16 protein-coding genes are annotated in these 16947 nt (G+C 52.6%); 7 read left to right on the forward strand and 9 right to left on the reverse strand.

Annotation, left to right across the window (positions count from 1 at the left end; all coding sequences use genetic code 11):
* Positions 1-14 precede the first annotated feature (14 nt).
* The 3 genes from B1722_RS07920 (at position 15) to B1722_RS28825 (ending at position 3537) form a co-directional block, all read left to right on the forward strand.
* Positions 15-1679: a recombinase family protein gene (locus B1722_RS07920; protein ID WP_086792101.1), complete on the forward strand. Its 1665-nt coding sequence runs from the start codon at positions 15-17 to the stop codon at positions 1677-1679.
* Between the two features lie 950 nt (positions 1680-2629).
* Positions 2630-3157, forward strand: a complete 528-nt coding sequence (locus B1722_RS07925; RefSeq protein ID WP_140395993.1) for a hypothetical protein — start codon at positions 2630-2632, stop codon at positions 3155-3157.
* A gap of 152 nt (positions 3158-3309) precedes the next feature.
* Positions 3310-3537 carry a hypothetical protein gene (locus B1722_RS28825; RefSeq protein WP_140395994.1) on the forward strand — a complete coding sequence of 76 codons (228 nt, stop codon included), beginning with the start codon at positions 3310-3312 and terminating at the stop codon, positions 3535-3537.
* Between the two features lie 340 nt (positions 3538-3877).
* Here B1722_RS28825 and B1722_RS07930 read toward each other — a convergent pair whose 3' ends face one another.
* The 3 genes from B1722_RS07930 to B1722_RS07940 all read right to left on the reverse strand — a co-directional run bounded on the left by B1722_RS07930 (position 3878) and on the right by B1722_RS07940 (position 5048).
* Positions 3878-4498, reverse strand: coding sequence for a recombinase family protein (locus B1722_RS07930; RefSeq protein ID WP_086792103.1), 621 nt, complete (start codon positions 4496-4498; stop codon positions 3878-3880).
* Between the two features lie 144 nt (positions 4499-4642).
* Positions 4643-4858, reverse strand: a complete 216-nt coding sequence (locus B1722_RS07935; protein WP_086792105.1) for a hypothetical protein — start codon at positions 4856-4858, stop codon at positions 4643-4645.
* Positions 4859-4913: 55 nt separating this feature from the next.
* Positions 4914-5048 (reverse strand): multidrug transporter, encoded by a 135-nt coding sequence (locus B1722_RS07940; RefSeq protein WP_086792107.1) that lies wholly within the window; start codon positions 5046-5048, stop codon positions 4914-4916.
* Between the two features lie 402 nt (positions 5049-5450).
* Between B1722_RS07940 and B1722_RS07945 the strand changes: the two genes are divergently transcribed.
* Positions 5451-6290 (forward strand): AbiJ-NTD4 domain-containing protein, encoded by an 840-nt coding sequence (locus B1722_RS07945; RefSeq protein WP_086792108.1) that lies wholly within the window; start codon positions 5451-5453, stop codon positions 6288-6290.
* A gap of 437 nt (positions 6291-6727) precedes the next feature.
* Here B1722_RS07945 and B1722_RS07950 read toward each other — a convergent pair whose 3' ends face one another.
* The 5 genes from B1722_RS07950 to B1722_RS28830 all read right to left on the reverse strand — a co-directional run bounded on the left by B1722_RS07950 (position 6728) and on the right by B1722_RS28830 (position 11672).
* Positions 6728-7354, reverse strand: coding sequence for a hypothetical protein (locus B1722_RS07950; RefSeq protein WP_086792109.1), 627 nt, complete (start codon positions 7352-7354; stop codon positions 6728-6730).
* 406 nt (positions 7355-7760) lie between these two features.
* The gene (locus tag B1722_RS07955) at positions 7761-8039 is read right to left on the reverse strand and encodes a hypothetical protein (protein WP_086792111.1); all 279 of its coding nucleotides are present in this window, start codon (positions 8037-8039) and stop codon (positions 7761-7763) included.
* Positions 8036-10207 (reverse strand): hypothetical protein, encoded by a 2172-nt coding sequence (locus B1722_RS07960; protein ID WP_086792113.1) that lies wholly within the window; start codon positions 10205-10207, stop codon positions 8036-8038. The genes B1722_RS07955 and B1722_RS07960 overlap by 4 nt, the downstream gene beginning before the upstream one ends.
* Positions 10208-10581: 374 nt before the next feature.
* Positions 10582-10947, reverse strand: a complete 366-nt coding sequence (locus B1722_RS07965) for a hypothetical protein (protein WP_086792115.1) — start codon at positions 10945-10947, stop codon at positions 10582-10584.
* The gene (locus tag B1722_RS28830) at positions 10944-11672 is read right to left on the reverse strand and encodes a hypothetical protein (protein WP_140395995.1); all 729 of its coding nucleotides are present in this window, start codon (positions 11670-11672) and stop codon (positions 10944-10946) included. The genes B1722_RS07965 and B1722_RS28830 overlap by 4 nt, the downstream gene beginning before the upstream one ends.
* Positions 11673-12470: 798 nt before the next feature.
* Between B1722_RS28830 and B1722_RS07975 the strand changes: the two genes are divergently transcribed.
* Positions 12471-12965 (forward strand): LEA type 2 family protein, encoded by a 495-nt coding sequence (locus tag B1722_RS07975; RefSeq protein ID WP_041070625.1) that lies wholly within the window; start codon positions 12471-12473, stop codon positions 12963-12965.
* Positions 12962-13165 carry an SEC-C metal-binding domain-containing protein gene (locus B1722_RS07980; RefSeq protein ID WP_003198420.1) on the forward strand — a complete coding sequence of 68 codons (204 nt, stop codon included), beginning with the start codon at positions 12962-12964 and terminating at the stop codon, positions 13163-13165. The genes B1722_RS07975 and B1722_RS07980 overlap by 4 nt, the downstream gene beginning before the upstream one ends.
* A gap of 193 nt (positions 13166-13358) precedes the next feature.
* Here the strand turns inward: B1722_RS07980 and B1722_RS07985 are convergent, their stop codons facing one another.
* Positions 13359-13916: a cysteine hydrolase family protein gene (locus B1722_RS07985; RefSeq protein ID WP_041070629.1), complete on the reverse strand. Its 558-nt coding sequence runs from the start codon at positions 13914-13916 to the stop codon at positions 13359-13361.
* A 442-nt stretch (positions 13917-14358) separates the two neighbouring features.
* Here B1722_RS07985 and B1722_RS07990 point away from each other — a divergent pair, with 442 nt between their 5' ends.
* The gene (locus B1722_RS07990) at positions 14359-16809 is read left to right on the forward strand and encodes a penicillin acylase family protein (RefSeq protein WP_041070631.1); all 2451 of its coding nucleotides are present in this window, start codon (positions 14359-14361) and stop codon (positions 16807-16809) included.
* Positions 16810-16947 lie beyond the last annotated feature (138 nt).

Raw genomic sequence — 16947 nt, forward strand, 5'->3', positions numbered from 1 at the left:
TTTTAGGTAGCGTAATGCGCAAGGTGTTCAGTTACATCCGGTTTAGTAGTGCAAAACAATCGGCAGGCGACAGTGAAGCCCGTCAGATGAGAGCCGCGAAGGAGTTTGCTGCTGAGCGCGGGCTTGAGTTAGCAGACCCAAAGGAATATCTGTTCTTCGACCGTGGACGCTCTGCATACAAAGGTAAACACGTCGATGATACAAGCGAACTAGCTAGGTTCCTTGGTTACGTCGAGGACGGCACCATACCGCCCGGTAGCTTCTTGGTGGTTGAGTCACTGGATCGTCTGTCACGTGAAAAGGTGCGGGACGCCCTACCCCGCTTTCTTGATTTGCTTGCCAAGGGAATCAACGTCTACACCAGCACTGACAAGCGTCTGTATACCCGTGAGTACAACGAACTCGATTTGATCATCTCGATCATCTCAATGGCACGTGCTCATGAAGAGTCTTCCATTAAGGGGAATAGGGTTTCATCTGCGTGGCGGAAGAAACAGGCTGATGCCCGTGCCACAGGCAAGCCTCTAGGAAAGCTCAGGCCGCTTTGGCTGGATATCACCCCGGAGGGTTACACCCTCAACCCTGACCACGCTCAAGTGGTGCGACGGATCTTCGATCTCTCAACGCAAGGACACGGTTCGCGCAACATTGCAGCCACGCTGAATCAGGAAGGCATACCGGCGTTCTCTGCGGGGCGAAAGAACTTCTCCGGCCTCTGGGGATTTAGCACCGTTCGCCACATCCTAGATAGCCGAACAACGTTAGGCGAGTATCAGCCCCACATCTTCATCGACGGCGTCAGGACGCCAGATGGCGATCCCATCAAGGGCTTTTTCCCGGCTGTCGTGGATGAAGAAACCTTCTACCGGGCACAGGCTGCACGAGGCTCCCGGCGACTACACAAGATCACCAGACAGACGAAAGACTTCAACGTGATGGCGGGCGTCTTCTTCTGCTTCGATTGTGGCGCTGCCATGCACCTGCAAAGCCAGAGAGGCCACAAGTATTACAAGTGCAGCCACAGCATCCGAGGAATGTGCAGCGCGGGAGTTGTCAGCGCCACACGCACCGAAACAGTGTTTCGGGAAATCTTAGCGAAGCTCGATTCCTTGAGCCTCGTTCAAGGTAGTTCAGGGGCAATCAGGAAGAAGCTGGATGTTGCTGAAGGTCGTGGTGAAGAACTGCGAGCCAAGCTTGCAGCCGCTGAAGATGCACACAACGAATACCCCAGCAGGACAACGGCAAAACTACTCCACGAGCTGGAAAGCCAACTTGCGGCTGTAGACGCTGAGAGGGATGCACTCCGTCAGCAAATGGCAGTTGACCGGGTAATGAGTAAAGAACACTTCTTTGAAAGGCTCGACCTAACGTCCTTCGAGGGGCGCAACGCTGCGAATAACCTGACTAAACGGCTAGGCACGAAAATCTTTGTTCGGAAGAACGGGCGCTGTAATGAAACATATTTGATCAGCGTGACGTCGGCTGGTGGATCAGAGTCGTCAGTCATCGGGGCCATCACCCATACCAATAAGCGGATTCGGATCGACAGCGCATCGGATGCGTTTGACGAACTGCAAAAGCTCCACGGCGATTCGCCAAAATGGCAGCGGGCGGCGACGCACTGGATGAAGGAAATCAAAGTGCCCGCCCGGCCAGAACTGAAACGTCAGCTCCGCTGAAAGCAAGAATTCTTGTGATAGCGTTCGCGCCCTTAAAAAACATCGCGAACGTTTCTACAGTCGAAAAAACAGTGATAAACGGTCTGGCTCAGCAAGTTCGCGGCCTACACGCGGTTTCCTTGTTTCTAACACAATTTACGCACCGGTTTATCCACAGGTAGTACATTGCAATCACCACACGATACGCAATATCCTGTACCCGACGGCAAGAGAAACCCTACATATTGGGTTTTTGCCGTAGATGGAAGACCGTAATAGGTCTGTAGAAGGGAAATGCTTGCGAGTGGTCACGCGAAGTTTGGCGACAGAACGTGATCCACCCGCACCACCCCCGATACACACGTTTCAAAAACGCATGAATCTGGGCAGGCGGTTATTAAGCCAACAGCGTGACCGTCACGTCAACAACACTTTGAGTGTACGTTGTCACGCCCAGAGGATTGCATCACTGCAATTTCTCTAGAGGCTCCATTTCTCATGGCTAGACGTCCCCGTCACCGCTCGTCGTCTCAACGCACCAAAAGTGTTTTCGTCCACGACTACCCCCGCTGGCGCTTTGGGCGGTGGGAGCACGTGAGGCAGCATTTCCGTAGCCCGCCTTTCCAATATGTTCTCGACCTGTAATCAATGAGACGAATCACCAACTTGATTCAGGTTGGTGATTCCCTTCAAACGAGATGAGGAGCAAGAGTTGTCTACAGAACACGTTAATTGCAGTAAGTGCGGGTCTACCCTCTCCATCCGATGCATCAAGCTTCGAGTGAGAGATAAAGACGAACTGTACTGCCCTGTTTGTGGCGACCAACTCAGAAGCTGGAACGAAGCTAAGATGTGGATAGCAGAGGTAATTGAGCGGGCGGAAAATCATCTACAGAAGCAATCGAGCGACAATCCCAACCATTGAACAATGCGCCACGTGATAGCGCAGTGCCCAATGAGGATCTAAGCTCTTGCAAACACTCACGCCTAAGAGATTTGCCATGAGAACAGGGATAGCGGTAACAATTGCATTACTAGGATTAGCGTTTTCATCACCCACGCTCGCTGAATGGAATACAACGACTCAAGACGACATTTTCTCAGGTGGAAAAAAGGCAATGATGTTCGGCTCCATAAGCCCTGCTCAAGCCATTGCTTTCGATTGCGACGCGGAACAGTTGACCCTTGCACTGCTACAAAAAGAAAAGTGGGCCGATACTAGAGCGAGCACCGACTGGGATCTACTGGTTAAGGTGGACAAAGGCGAGATTCACCGATTCAAGGCTCAAAGCGCTCAACGTAATGATGCATATGTTCAGTTCATCACATACGAGAAGGGAGAAATCCTTAAATTGTTGACAGAACTTCGCAATGCGAAAGCGCCTATTTTGCTAGGATTGCAATCAGAAGAATTTGATTCCAAATGGTCTGGAACAGTGCCTGCGACTGGATCAACTCGCGAGACAGATAAGTTTCTTCAGGCTTGCAATCTGAAATAGCGAATCTCAGTTCCTAGCCCGATAACAACGCAATTATTCTAGGGCGACAACTGTTAACCAATCGAGACACTTTTCAACCAGCCGTCGGAAAAATGGACTTAAATAATATAATTAAACTTAACTGATACCTCCCACGATAGGAGGTATTTGTCATGACCACTGAAAAACCGGTCGTTGTAAAACCCCAAGACCCATCATTGAAAAACTCTAAGATTTTAGAGGGCAAGTCTTCACTCGGTGATATCAAGGGCATGCCGAGCGGCGTAACCTGCTCATGGAATGGTGCGACTTATTCACCCGGCGGCACCGTCTGCGACAACGGGAAAACCATGCACTGCAACGGTGATGGCGTGTGGATATGGGCAGGCGGGCTTTGCTGACTGGTAAGCCGAAGGGCTTGTATTTGCATTCTTGGTACGAGCCTTTTGAACTACACCTTTTTTGAGCTCTTGGTTCCCCCGCCGTTTTCAGACTTTGCAAAGGGTGGGGTTGACTGTGTTCAGAACTGGAAAAATAAGCTAGTGGCCTACTCTCGGTGACTAAGCGAGAGGTGTTGAACGCCACGACACGGATGAACATGCAGAGCGCCGGAATATGGAAATAATGAGCCTATCAGGCACTCTCAGAGCCTCTACAAGCCACGCCATACCAACCTGAATCACATGTGACATCAGAGACGACAAAGCCCGCTCAAGGCGGGCTGATAGGCTGTCTGAACCCCTATTTCATTTCACGCTTGATCCTATACACAGTCGCTACACCACAGTCAGCGAGCTTTGCCACGTCATCGGCTGACAGGGTTGGATTCTTACTGATCAGCGCTTGCACCTTCTTCCAGAGTTCAGCGTTCTTACTCTTCCCCGCTGGCTTCCAGTCAGGTTCAGCAGCACGTTTGTTCTTCAGCCCTTCATTGATCCGCTCAACACGTTTCTCTTGGTCAAGGCGTGCCATGGTAGCCATCAGGTCAAGCAACATTGCGTTGATCACTTCCATGATTTGACCGGTGATGCCCTTGTCCTGAGCCATCATGTGAGTGGTTGGTAGATCAGCGATTACCAAACGTAGACCCTTAGCCTTGATCGCTGCCTTCAAAGTCTCCCAATCAGCATGCGAAAGGCGACTTAGACGGTCTACTGACTCACAGGTGATTATCTCTCCCGGCTTGGCTGCATCTAGTAAACGCATCAACTCAGGACGGTTGAGCTTGGTTCCGCTGATGTTCTCAGCGTATACACCGACAATGGTCAGACCCTTTTCAGCAGCGAACGCTTCCAGCGCTGCCCGAGCACGGTTTGCGTCTTGATCCTTGGTGGATGCTCTCAGGTAGAGATGGGCGTTCATGGCTGGCTATCCTATAGAGTAATAAACCGATAGACCAATGATAGTCTATCAGATAGAAAGCCAACCATAGATATTTGATAGCCAGATCAATCCTCAGACAGACGGTTATCGCACTACCAATAAACTAGACTTCTTTGATAGCGATTATTGCCTGAGCTTGTAAATTTCAGCGCTGATAGCAGCCGCGTTCTTGTCGATGGTTTTCAGTGCGGTCATGACATTCAGATGAACCACAGGCTCGCCCTGTAACCTCACCCACAGGGATAACTCTTCGATGGCAGCGGCTATTGCATGCTGGTTGTGCAACAGGAGCGTGAGTGCGTCTGCTGTGGCGATGTTGGCATGAGGGGTGTTAGGCATGGAGGGTCATCCTTGAAGGGTGCGAGGGAGACTAGCGACTTCCCTCACGGAAACGCTACTTCTTCTTGGGGCCGCTAGGCTTCTTGGGTGGAGGCTTGTCTTTTTCTTTTACCGTCTCCCTAGGCCTTTTCTCCGCCTCTTCCTTGGTGACGTATTCACCGGTGACCGCATCACGATATCTCGTTGCCATGTCAGCTCCTTAATGGCACGTCGCCACGTCGGCGACACCATCAAAGCTAGTAGAGGAAGGCCTTTGTGCAAGAAGGCTGAAAGGAAAGCGTGCTTTCGCACAAAATCCGTGATTCCGGTTCAAAACTACCGTTTTGGTGTGAAAACGTCAGTTTTGAGGTGCCGCCAGCGGATCGAACTTATCCTGAAATATGGGAAGCCCCGGAAATGCTGGCCTATAGACTGAGGATCTAACCAGAAGCTTGGTTATAACCGGCCACAAGGGCATGTTTGGCACGGGTTTTCGGGTGGTTTTCAGAGGTTTTCTCTGAGACTCAACTGGCGACCAGCCATCATGTACAATGGAACTGTCAGGACGCGGCCAGCTTTGGCCAAGGCAAGCGATCACACGAACGAGGTGGTAATGGACTTCTCGCAGCGGATGGGGCTGATACAGGCAAAGGCCGTTCAGGCTGACAATATTGACATCGAATTAAAAAACTCCCTTTGGAACGTATTAACAGCATGCTACTTTTCTAACTACCGAAGGTCTTATAGAGTAAGCTCTGATCTTTTGCGTGGGTCGAATTTCCATCAATTTTCCATAGCACTATATTCAGAATTTTTCAAAGCCCCTATAGATCAGCTTCCTCGACACTGGGATGATTTCCTTGCCTCAGTGCGTAAAACCTTCTTTACAATCTCATGGCATAGAATATATAGCCTTTTAGAGTTTGTACCGATACATGCTCCTGAAAATTTAGGTGAAAGTTATTTTTCCCTTTGCAATACTACACTTGAGAAAGAGAACTCAGCCTACCGCTTTGTTGCTGGAAAAATAACGGAGGTAACCTCTCCTGAAGAGATTGATGAGATTGAGCAAGCGATTCTCAATTCAGATAAGTATGGAGGTGTGAAAGTTCACCTTTCTACGTCTCTAGGATTCCTCACCGACAGACAGAATCCTGATTATCGAAACTCGATCAAAGAAAGCATCAGTGCTGTTGAGTCTCTTGCAAAGAAACTTGTGGGCGATGACAAAGCTACGTTAGGACAAGCACTGAAGATTCTTGAGACCAAGCACAATTTGCATGGAAGCTTGAAGTCAGCATTCCTCACACTCTATGGCTACACCAGTGATGCTAGTGGTATTAGGCATGCGCTGTTAGACAATGCCACTGCACCAACTAAAGCTGACGCTCGTTTCATGCTCATCTGTTGTTCAGCCTTCATCAACTTCGCAATTGACAGCGTCGAAGATTGATGTGCGTTGGTGGTCGCACCGAAAGCGTTTAGCTTTCATCTGATTAAGCTATGGCGTGACCGCCGACTACCCTCCGGGTGTACCTCGACATAAATAAAATATAACAAAAATCCAGCTCTTGCTTTTGATCTTGCCTTTTTCTTCGGTGCATAAACGAATGCGTACGCATTCAGTAGTTACCCCGTCAGCCTCCGCTGACAGTCATTGCACGTCACCTTCGGTGTAGCAGATCAAAAGCGAAGAGCTTTGATGTGTGTTGATTCTATGTATTTATTGGTGAGCTGATCCAGAATCGGGACGATGCGGCTATTGTCCATCAACGTGTTATCACCTCAGTGCTTCGCACTAGGCAAATTTTTTATATATAAGAGGACTTTTGACCCCCCCTTGAATACAAAGGCTTGCAGCCCATTTCTTGCGTAATTTTTTTTAAATTCTTACGCAGCAGCTGCAAGAAAATCTCGATCATAGAGCAGGCAACTTTCTCTAGCTTCATCCAAGTACCATTTCTCTACGTATGCTTCGCGGACAGTGTCGAAGCCACGGAAAATCAGGCGAGGGTTTACGAGCAATTTGATTTCACCCTTTCGAATGCCATCGCGGGAGGTATATGTCCTTAAAAGCTTCGCCTTTACCAGAGGTGCAAGTTTCTTCGTCAGGTTGGATTCGGCGACACCCAGGGCCTTCGCCAAGTCCGCCTTGGTCATAATTATAATGTTAGCGTATCTCACAAGACCATGGAGAGTGTAAAGCGTGTTCATCATCGGAAGAGTGATACGACAATCCACCCCGGTTCTTTTCCATTGGCCATGAGCGTGATCTTGTGCATCAACAAGTGGAAACTTGGAAAAGGGAGGCAGTGTGCGAAGGTCTACGTGCTTAAGGAATATGTGTAGATCATCAACGCTTCGGCACTTACCAAGCTCTGGCTTCAGCGCATCCGTTGCTGCTGTGTAATGGGTAACGGTGTATTCGCCATAGATTTCACCAGTTTCTTGATCGACTCTGAATCCATTGATGTTACTGGTATGGCATTGTTGCGAAAGCGGTGTTTGGTTATTCAATTGTGTATCTCCTGTGTCAGTTCATTACATAGGCGTGTGCCTCGTCGTGTATTGGGTTGGGTCGAATTCCAGACGAACGAAAACCAACGCCTGACATCACTCTATGGCGTGTCGAGAACGTTCGGTGCGGACTGCTGGAAAGAGCACCCTTATACGCTTTTTTACCTTATCTTGTCAAGGTCTTTTATGTGCATGGAGTGCAGTTAGTTCTGCGTGAGTATCGCTAATCCGTGCCGACCAAAGATGGCAATGTGTGCCAGCCCTTCAGGCATACCGAATAGGACGCAATCCCACAGAGTTTCAATTACAGCAGGCATTTGATGCACCACAGTTTCTCCGTAAACAGCAGCGACGTATTCACGACATGCTTGCATGTGATTAGCTTCGTTAGGGAGGTCTTCGTATTTCAATGCTTGATCTCCCCTAACGCCTGAGACACCTTCAAATCTATACGACGATCAACCCAACTCTTCATATCCTCACGCTCAATGCTCTGCTCACGCTGGAGGCGATTGTATTGATCACGTACCACTTCATCCGTATAGGTATTAGCGTTACGCTCAGCCATTTGGGCATATTGCAGAGCCATATCGCTTGTGTGATTGAACAAATAAACGGTGAGACCAGCTCCCACCGCTATCTGCAACAACGCACCAAGCAGGATTGCCTTGATGATCCCGTTCATTGAACCTCTTGTTGGTTGACGCCTGTCTCACGCAGCATCTTCCCAACCTCTTCCCGAACGACTCTCCCAATTTCGGGAGCATCTGCACCGGCAGGAGCCGTTACATTGACAGTGATTTCGTTACGCACTTCGTTATTGTTGTTCGTGACGTGCTCGTTCGTAGTAGTGATCTGTTGCACTGGGTACTGCACAGATGAACCAGACGCCCTCATCAACTCCCTTGAGGTGATGGGTTGAATCGAGTCCTCACGGAAGCGTTTGTATTCCCCAACGCGCTCAGCGATGTCGGCAAGCTTCTCTTCAAACGCTGACAAATCCAGCTTCGGAAACTGAACGCCTAGAAGATTAGGCTCCCGCACTTTCAGCTCCTTGGCTGGCCCCTCTCCGTAATCCGGTGCATTGGTGAGCCAACGGTAAAACCTGTCGATTGGGTCTTTCACTTTCTCGCCGGTTGATGGCTGAGGTGAACTCAATGCACTTGGATCAATGGCTGGCTGATCCGGTGAGAACACATCAATCTTCTTAGCAGACTGCTCCGGCGTATCACCCTTGCCAAAGGCAAATCTGAAGAACGAAGCAGCCATTTTGTTGAGCGCAATATCCGCCTGCACCGCTGCTTCCTTCAGGGGCTTCATGGCCTCTGCCAGCTCCATTTCGCTCTTGATGCGATCATTGATCGAGCTAATCAGCTCTGGGTTCTGATCCAGCCCCTGCTGTTGCAGGAACTGCTGGTTGGCAAGGCGAGTGGCGTTGGCATCGATGCTGCCACTCTGACGTTCAATAGCAGCGGCGTTTTCCTTTACGAAAAGCTCGATGCCCTTGGTGAAGTCGATTGCCTTCAAGTTGCCCGTCTTGGTGCTAGCCCTGAAATCCTTTTCAAGATTGGCGTCTAGGGGATGCTTGTTACGTTCAGCCCATGCACGACGAATCGGCTCTACGAGCAAAGGAGCGGCCTCACTGAAGGTATTTAGGTCTTCCCTGTCACCCTGTGACTTGCTCGCAATCTGCTGGAGTTGCAGGTTCGCACGGCGCTGTTCCTCAGCAGTCATGCCAGCACCGCGAAAGGCTGCTTGGCGTGTTTCATATGTGCCGGTAGCTTGGCTAATGCTACGACCACGAGCCATCTCTGCCATCAGGAATGTTCTGTATGCCTTGGCTGATTCAAGACTGGCTTCGGTGCCGTATTTGGCATTGATCCGTAGCCACTCCGATTTGGCGAACTCAGCATTAGCGGGATTCTTGCCCCCGGCTTGGGACAAGACGTTTTCAAGTTGCTGGCTCTCAGACACGCGAGTCTGTGTAGCGGCAAGGCGATTCCCTAGGGCACTCACAGCTCCCACAACTGCGGCAAGTCCAGCAGTAACCCCACCCAAAGCCAAAGCACCTGTACCAAGCCCCATAAAGCCTGTGGATGGCTTCGGCTCGGCCTGTTTTGCAGCCCATACAGCTTGTCTTGTCTGCGCCCATTGGAAGCGCTCCCCTCGTTGGGCATGGCTCACTTCAAGGCGCTTTGCACGAAGCTTTTCAGCTTCTTGCGACGCTGCGAATTTCACCGCTGTACGGTGGGCAGCCACTCTTGATTGCTGTAGGGCAAACTCTGCTTTCTGGGTGGCCGTCATCGCTTGGAATTGCTTCTGCTGAAGGATGGCGGTCTTCTGTTGTTGCTGGCCTAGAAGCGCTTCCCAACGAGCTTGGCGAGCCTTGTGCTGTTCAAGCGATTGAGCCTGCTTCACAGCTACACCTTGCACCTTCAAACGTTCAGCTTCAGCCTTTGCTGATTTGGCATCTAGAACGGCCTGAGCGATCTTGTCGCGGAGGGCCAGGTTCTGAGTTGCTGTCGTCTCTTTCTGGCGAAGGTTGATGAGTTTTTGTCCCTGAAGCTCGGCGGCAAAGGTTGCACGTCTGGTACGTTGCACAGCCTGTTCAAGCTTTAACTCACGATCCAGATTCGCCCGAACAGACTTAGCCAATTTTGCTTGCCCGGTTGCATCAACCTTGATGCCCATCTTGGCACTAAGTTTTTTGCCTAGAATGTCCGCTTGTTTGCCCAACTGATTCATTTGGCGCTCAACAGCACGCATCATGCCGTTGAAACGCTGTAGACCGCTCGTGTCTACATTAAATTTCAATACGCCCGTTAAACGAGCAATCTCTTCAGTGATACTCATTTACGGGATCCTCCGAAAGATCTCTTATGCCCCACTGTGCGCTTACGGCGCTGGAATAGTTTGGACACAAGAGCGTTGAATGTAAGCACGCCACGACTGAGGTGCATCACTTCAAAGACGTGAGAGGAATTATTTATGTAATTCATGATGACAGTGATAGCAATACGATTACCCGAGACAGCTAGATAGACAGAATCATCCTCAGCGATCCACCAAAAATAATCGTATGTGAATAGCCCGCCAGACACATAAGAAATATAAGCGCGACAGTTATCGTTAAATGTGCGGATATCAATATTGGGATTGGTTAAGTGCAGCAGAGTGAAGCAAGGGCCTTTTCTCAGAGCCGTGAACCGTGTAGCAGTATTATTCATTTATTCCTTATCAATGTAGTTTATATAGATCCAGCTTCCAGCGGGAATACCTTCAAATTCTACTGGTAGCTGGTAGCTATTGCTCATTAGGCTGGGATTGTTCCGATTGAACTCCGCACAAGCCTTGGCGATAATTTCGTCTGGATACTTCGTTGAATCCATCAGGACAGTTATTACACCAGCGCGACCACTTGCAGACTTATACAAATACCCCTGAGAGCTAACATGAGAGGCTTTAGTAGTTATTCCTTCTGATGACACCAGCTCACTCTTAGAAGCGCTTACAGGGGCTTCTAGAGGCCTTTGCAACTTAGGGCTATCAGGCTGGTATTTCTCAAGCAGAATCCGTTCTAGACCGTCAATCATGCTGCACTTCCATCGGGGTTAAGCTTGCCCGCCTCAATCAATTCAGCACGCAGCTTTTCACGTGCAGCCAAAGCCTCAGCACGTTTCTCCTCTTGGCGCTTTTCCAATAGCTCAGCCTCTGCTTTCGCCTTGGCACGATCTTCAGCATCAATCAAACTTTGCACTGTTCGATCAATATGGGCTTCTAACTCACGATCAAGCTCTGCTTGGTATTCGGCACGTACATCAGCGTAAATGGTTTTTAGCTCGGCCTCTTGCAACGCTTCAGGTTTTAGCATGTACAGCACGACCAATGCTCCGGTTACCGGGCTACTAATGACGCTAATTGAAGGTAACGGTGATGCTGAATCAAGAGGCGCACAACCTGCTACTCGGTAATTATGATAGTCCTCAAATGCACTCTCGACAGACGAAGGAGTGAACTCAACGATTGCACCCTGAGCAGCAATAACAGATGTTTCAAGTGTATTTTCGTATCTCACCTTCGCTTCATTGCAGCGAGACTGATATTCGCTTTCTTGGAAGACAAATAGCATTGGGGCTTGTGGTTGTGTACTCATAGTCTTAACTCCTATTGTGTTTGGTATTTCTTTTATGGGTGCTGCAAGTTGCTTTGTTGCTCGGTGATGAATGGATTTGCAAGTGGATTTGCAAAACTTTGCACGCATGTTTTTCGACGGAAATTCGGCTTCGCAAACAATGCATTTTCTGAGAACGATAGCCATAGGCGTATCTCCTTTTTAATAGGTGGCTCGTGAGGGCGTATGTAGTTGTGGGCGCGACGGAAAAATACAAAGGGCAAAAGTATCGGGTGAGACAGTTTGCGTCGCACCCGACAAAATGAAGCTATGAGTTTGAAACGAATTTGGATCGAGGGTGGAGGATCTAATTACACACCCTCTGACAGAGTATCGACCCACCGCCCTGTCAGCGGCTAAGGAGGGTTGCTGCCCCGGTCTAGCAATGTACGGCCACTGTCTTGCAATACAGCGTCAGAGGCATTCTGAGGGCCTCGGCCTCACGACATCTCCGAACTCTATGGCGACACAGGTTCGGAGCGGGTGATTATGGAATTCTTAAATGCAGGAACGACAAAACCGAACTCAGAGTTAGCGTCTGGCCCGGTTTAGAGTCCTGCATTGAAGCTGAAGCTTGCGTGGAAATCTTCTCTATTACGACCTATTGTACCACGACAATGGCAATTTGCATAGTACCATTCGTCAGAATTGTCAATAGCCATTCGTCATTTTAAATGAAAAGCCGATGAGGAGGCGATTCGATTCTACCGCTTCAACCCGCAAGCTACGCTTGCCCTACCCTCTCCAGAGGGCAACAAAGCGAGCATGCATTTATCTGGTAGTGAATTGTTGCATTACATTAAGAAGTGCTGTGCGGGGTATTTCGGCGCATAAGATCAAAAGATCGCAGCCTGCGGCAGCGCCTACAGAGGACGCGACTCATGTAGGCGCTGCCGCAGGCTGCGATCTTTTAGCGTCTAGACTGCCAGCAAAGGGAGTTAACTCATGCTCGGACTATGGCGCACACTCAACATTCTTCCCCTGTTGCTGATCCTGAACCTCGGCGGTTGCGCCTCATGGTTCAGCGACGACAGCGTCGATCCCGCCGTGCACCTGGTGAAAGTCGAGGTGGTGCGGGCCAAATTGCTCGAACAGAAATTCATCCTGCATTTTCGCATCGACAATCCCAACGACAGCGACCTGACCGTGCGCGGCATGGAATATCGCATTCATCTGGCGGATATGTTGCTGGCCGAAGGCGAGCATGAACACTGGATCACCGTGGGGCCGAAAAGCAGCGCGTTCTATCGGATCCCCATCCGCACCAACCTGTGGCCACGGGTCAAGGACGTGGTGAAAATGCTGAAAAGTCCGCACCAGCAGGTGCCTTACCGACTGCAAGGCGAGATGGAAACCGGTTTATTCATCGCCCACTACGTGCACCTGGAGCGCAATGGCGTGATAATCCCCGCCGATTTAATTCCGGAGCACAACCGATGACTCAGCAACCTCATGTCCATGGCCCTGACTGCAACCACGATCATGACCATCATCACGATCACGACCATGGCCATGTCCACGGCCCGAACTGCGGCCACGCTCACCAGGAACCGGTGCGCAACGCCCTGAAAGACGTCGGTCGCAACGACCCTTGCCCTTGCGGCAACGGCAAGAAATTCAAGAAGTGCCACGGCGCTTGATGTTTCGGGTGAAGATACTCTTCGCCTGACACATTGCCTTCGCGAGCAAGCTCGCTCCCACAGTTGACCGCGTTCCCGCTGGCTGAACGCAGTCGACTGTGGGAGCTGGCTTGCCAGCGATGAGGCCGGCGCATCCAGCATCGATGCAGCCTGACGCTCCGCTATCGCTGGCAAGCCAGCCCCCACAGGTTTCTCAGGCGACTGCCAGAATCTGCTTCGCACTGACCACCGTCGCATACTCCCCGTGCACATTCCCCAGCGACATCCCGTGCACCTCTTCGGCTGAACGCGGTGTACCGAAATAATCGGCCTTATCGAAGGTAAAACACGCGTCCTCCGCCACCCAGGCGTCAAATCCCAGATTGCCCGCCGTACGCGCTGTGGATTCCACCGAGTTGTGGGTCGCCACACCGACAATGATCAATTGCCCGATCCCCGCCTCACGCAGCCGTGCCTCCAGCCCCGTGGCGCAAAACGCGTCCGGCACCTGTTTCTGGATCAGCCATTCGCCGTCCTGCGGCAGGAATTGCTGCTGAAACTCCACCCCGGACTGCCCGGGCCAGAACACCGAATCCGCTTCACGGGACAGATGCTGCACATGAATCACCGGCCGCCCGCTGCTGCGCCACGCCCTCAGCAAATCAAGCATGCGTTCTTCGGCCTGCGGATTATTCCGTCGGCCCAGGCGCGGCTGCAGAATGCCTTGTTGCTGGTCGATGATGATCAGTGCAGCGTTGGCCTTGAGCTCCATGGCGTTTTTTTCTCATGCGGGGTCGGTGAGCTTCGCAGTTCAGCATCACCGCCACGGGGTGAGCAAGCTCTGATTCAACCCGATCAAGGATCGCCCGGCGACGGTGAACGCGTATGTCTTGGTGCAGAAGATCAACCCGCCGAAATCCTGATATCTGGATGGATCGTTGTTGTGGCGAGGGAGCTTGCTCCCGCGGGAGGGCGAAGCGCTCCCAAACTGGTTGCCGCGATCTATCAGAAAAATGCGCAGTCTGGATAACGACTGCTGCGCAGCCGAGCGGGAGCAAGCTCCCTCGCCACAAAAACACTGTTATCTCTGCAGATTTGCTGTTGGTCAGACAAATACAGAAATAACCGCTCGCCCCGCTTGCGCGGCCACCGCCTGCTCACTAACGTAGCGGCTTTATTGCGCCCCCAGCCTCTACCCCCGCAGGAGCTTTGCCATGGCCTCGCCAGCCCTTACACATTTTCTTCCCCGGTTCGGCGTTGCCGCAGCAGTGACCGGTGTCTTGAGCCTGTCCGGTTGCCAGACCTGGAACGCGCAGGACACCCTCCCGCCCACCTCCGGCGTGCAAGCGCTCAAGGGGCTGGCGCAGAACGTTTCGGTGCGTCGCAATGCCATGGGCATGCCGTTGATCGAAAGCAACAGCTTCCACGACGCACTGTTCACCCTCGGTTACGTGCATGCCAGCGACCGCATCAACCAGATGGTGACCCTGCGCCTGCTGGCCCAGGGCCGTCTGGCGGAAATGTCCGGCGCCTCAATGCTCGATGCTGACCGCTACATGCGCGCAGTCAACCTGAAGAAAAGCGCCGACGAGCTGTACAAGGCCTCGTCGCCACGCCTCAAGCGTTTCTTTGAAGTCTATGCGCGAGGCGTCAACGCCTACCTGTTCCGCTACGCCGACAAACTGCCAGGCGACCTCGCGTCCAGCGGCTACAAGCCGGAATACTGGAAACCGGAAGACTCGGCGCTGCTGTTCGCACTGTTGAACTTCAGCCAGTCAGCCAACCTGCCGGAGGAAATTTCCTCGCTGGTGCTGGCGCAAACCGTGACCACCGACAAACTCGCCTGGCTGACCCCGTCTGCACCGGATGAAAACCTGCCGCTGGCCGAGGCTGACAAGCTGCAAGGCCTCAAGCTCAACGGACAGATCCCTGGCCTCACCGAACTGAGCAACGCCAGCCAACAATTGGCGGCGGTGAATCTGCTGGGCGCCAGCACCTCGAACAACTGGGCCATCGCCCCGCAACGCAGCCGCAGCGGCAAGAGCATTCTTGCCAGCGACAGTCATGGGCCATTGGCCGCGCCGTCGCTGTGGACCTTCGTGCAGATCCGCGCGCCGAAATATCAGGCTGCCGGTGTCACCGTTGCCGGTCTGCCAATGGTCCTCGGTGGCTTCAACGGCAAAGTGGCGTGGAGCGCCACCAGCGTGCTCGGCGATAACCAGGACCTGTTCCTGGAAAAAATCCGCCGTCAGGGCAGCAGCCTGACCTACGAGGTCAACGGCAAATGGCAGCCGCTGGGCGTGCGCAACGAAACCTATTTCGTCAAAGGCCAGCGGCCGATTCGCGAAGCGGTGTACGAAACCCGTCACGGTGCACTGCTCAACAGTGCCCAGGCTGCGGCACAGGGCAACGGTTTTGGCCTGGCCCTGCAAACCCCGAACTTCGCCGACGACAAATCGCTGGACGCTTTTTTCGACCTGACCCGCGCGCAAAACGTTGAACGCGCTTCGGACGCCAGTCGCGAAATCCGCGCCATCGCCCTGAACATGGTGTTCGCCGACGCCAGCAATATTGGCTGGCAAGTCACCGGGCGCTTCCCCAACCGTCGCGAAGGCGAAGGCCTGCTGCCATCGCCGGGCTGGGAAGGTCGCTACGACTGGGACGGTTACGCCGACCCGATGTTGCACCCGTACGATCAGGACCCGACCCAGGGCTGGCTCGGCACTGCCAACCAGCGGGTGATTCCTCACGGCTACGGCATGCAGTTGTCCAACTCGTGGGCGGCGCCAGAGCGCGGCGAGCGTTTGGCGGAACTGGCCGGCAGCGGCAAACAGGACAGTCGCAGCGTGATCGCCATGCAGTACGACCAGACCACCACCTTCGCCGCCAAGCTGAAGAAAATGTTTGAAGCGCCAGGCATGAAGCAGCCGCTGAAACAGGCGATCGACGCTCTGCCGGAAGCCGATCGCAGCAAGGCGCGCGAGGCGTTCACCCGATTGATGGCGTTCGACGGCAAGCTCAGCCCGACCTCGGCGGATGCGGCGATCTATGAACTGTTCCTGCAAGCAAGCATGAAGCAGATCTTCCTCGATGAGCTCGGCCCCGAGTCGAGCCCGGCGTGGAAAGCCTTTATCGCCAACGGTGACTTGTCTTACTCGGCGCAGGCCGATCACCTGCTCGGTCGCGAAGACAGCCCGTTCTGGGATGACATCCACACCCCGCAGAAAGAAGACAAGGCGCAGATTCTGGCGCGCAGTCTGGCGGCCGCGATCAACGCCGGCGACAGTCAGTTGGGTGGCGATCACAAGGCCTGGCAGTGGGGCAAACTGCACAGCTACACATGGAAAAACGCCAACGGCCAGGCCGTTCGCGGCCCACTGGCAGCCGGCGGCGATCACACCACGCTCAATACCTCGGCATTTGCCTGGGGTCAGGACTTCAACACCACGCGGGCGCCGTCGATGCGTTTCATTGTCGACTTCAGCCAGACCGAACCCTTGATGGGGCAGAACGGTACCGGCCAGTCCGGCAACCCGGCCAGCCCGAATTACCTCAATGGCGTTGATGCGTGGCTCAAGGGTCAGTACATCGGTCTGCCGATGCAGCCGCAGAACTTTGACCGGGTGTATGGCAAGACGCGTTTGACCCTCACCCCGGGCAAATAAACGCTAGAGCAAGATCAAAAGATCGCAGCCTTCGGCAGCTCCTACATGGGAATGGTGAACATCCTGTAGGAGCTGCCGAAGGCTGCGATCTTTTGCTTTTCGCCCCACATAAAAACCCGATAGAACTTCCAGACTCGC

Origin of the sequence: Pseudomonas sp. SCPG-7 (assembly GCF_002156405.1) — a bacterium.
GTDB classification, from domain to species: Bacteria; Pseudomonadota; Gammaproteobacteria; order Pseudomonadales; family Pseudomonadaceae; genus Aquipseudomonas; species Aquipseudomonas parakoreensis.

Excerpts from the sequence above, each read along its gene's own strand:
- B1722_RS07960 (WP_086792113.1), bottom strand. The coding sequence starts at position 10,207 with ATGAGTATCACTGAAGAGATTGCTCGTTTAACGGGCGTATTGAAATTT.
- B1722_RS07985 (WP_041070629.1), bottom strand. The coding sequence starts at position 13,916 with ATGGAGCTCAAGGCCAACGCTGCACTGATCATCATCGACCAGCAACAA.
- B1722_RS07965 (WP_086792115.1), bottom strand. The coding sequence starts at position 10,947 with ATGATTGACGGTCTAGAACGGATTCTGCTTGAGAAATACCAGCCTGAT.
- B1722_RS07945 (WP_086792108.1), top strand. The coding sequence starts at position 5,451 with ATGGACTTCTCGCAGCGGATGGGGCTGATACAGGCAAAGGCCGTTCAG.
- B1722_RS28825 (WP_140395994.1), top strand. The coding sequence starts at position 3,310 with ATGACCACTGAAAAACCGGTCGTTGTAAAACCCCAAGACCCATCATTG.
- B1722_RS07975 (WP_041070625.1), top strand. The coding sequence starts at position 12,471 with ATGCTCGGACTATGGCGCACACTCAACATTCTTCCCCTGTTGCTGATC.
- B1722_RS07935 (WP_086792105.1), bottom strand. The coding sequence starts at position 4,858 with ATGCCTAACACCCCTCATGCCAACATCGCCACAGCAGACGCACTCACG.
- B1722_RS07955 (WP_086792111.1), bottom strand. The coding sequence starts at position 8,039 with ATGAACGGGATCATCAAGGCAATCCTGCTTGGTGCGTTGTTGCAGATA.
- B1722_RS28830 (WP_140395995.1), bottom strand. The coding sequence starts at position 11,672 with ATGGCTATCGTTCTCAGAAAATGCATTGTTTGCGAAGCCGAATTTCCG.
- B1722_RS07940 (WP_086792107.1), bottom strand. The coding sequence starts at position 5,048 with ATGGCAACGAGATATCGTGATGCGGTCACCGGTGAATACGTCACCAAG.
- B1722_RS07930 (WP_086792103.1), bottom strand. The coding sequence starts at position 4,498 with ATGAACGCCCATCTCTACCTGAGAGCATCCACCAAGGATCAAGACGCA.
- B1722_RS07920 (WP_086792101.1), top strand. The coding sequence starts at position 15 with ATGCGCAAGGTGTTCAGTTACATCCGGTTTAGTAGTGCAAAACAATCG.
- B1722_RS07990 (WP_041070631.1), top strand. The coding sequence starts at position 14,359 with ATGGCCTCGCCAGCCCTTACACATTTTCTTCCCCGGTTCGGCGTTGCC.
- B1722_RS07980 (WP_003198420.1), top strand. The coding sequence starts at position 12,962 with ATGACTCAGCAACCTCATGTCCATGGCCCTGACTGCAACCACGATCAT.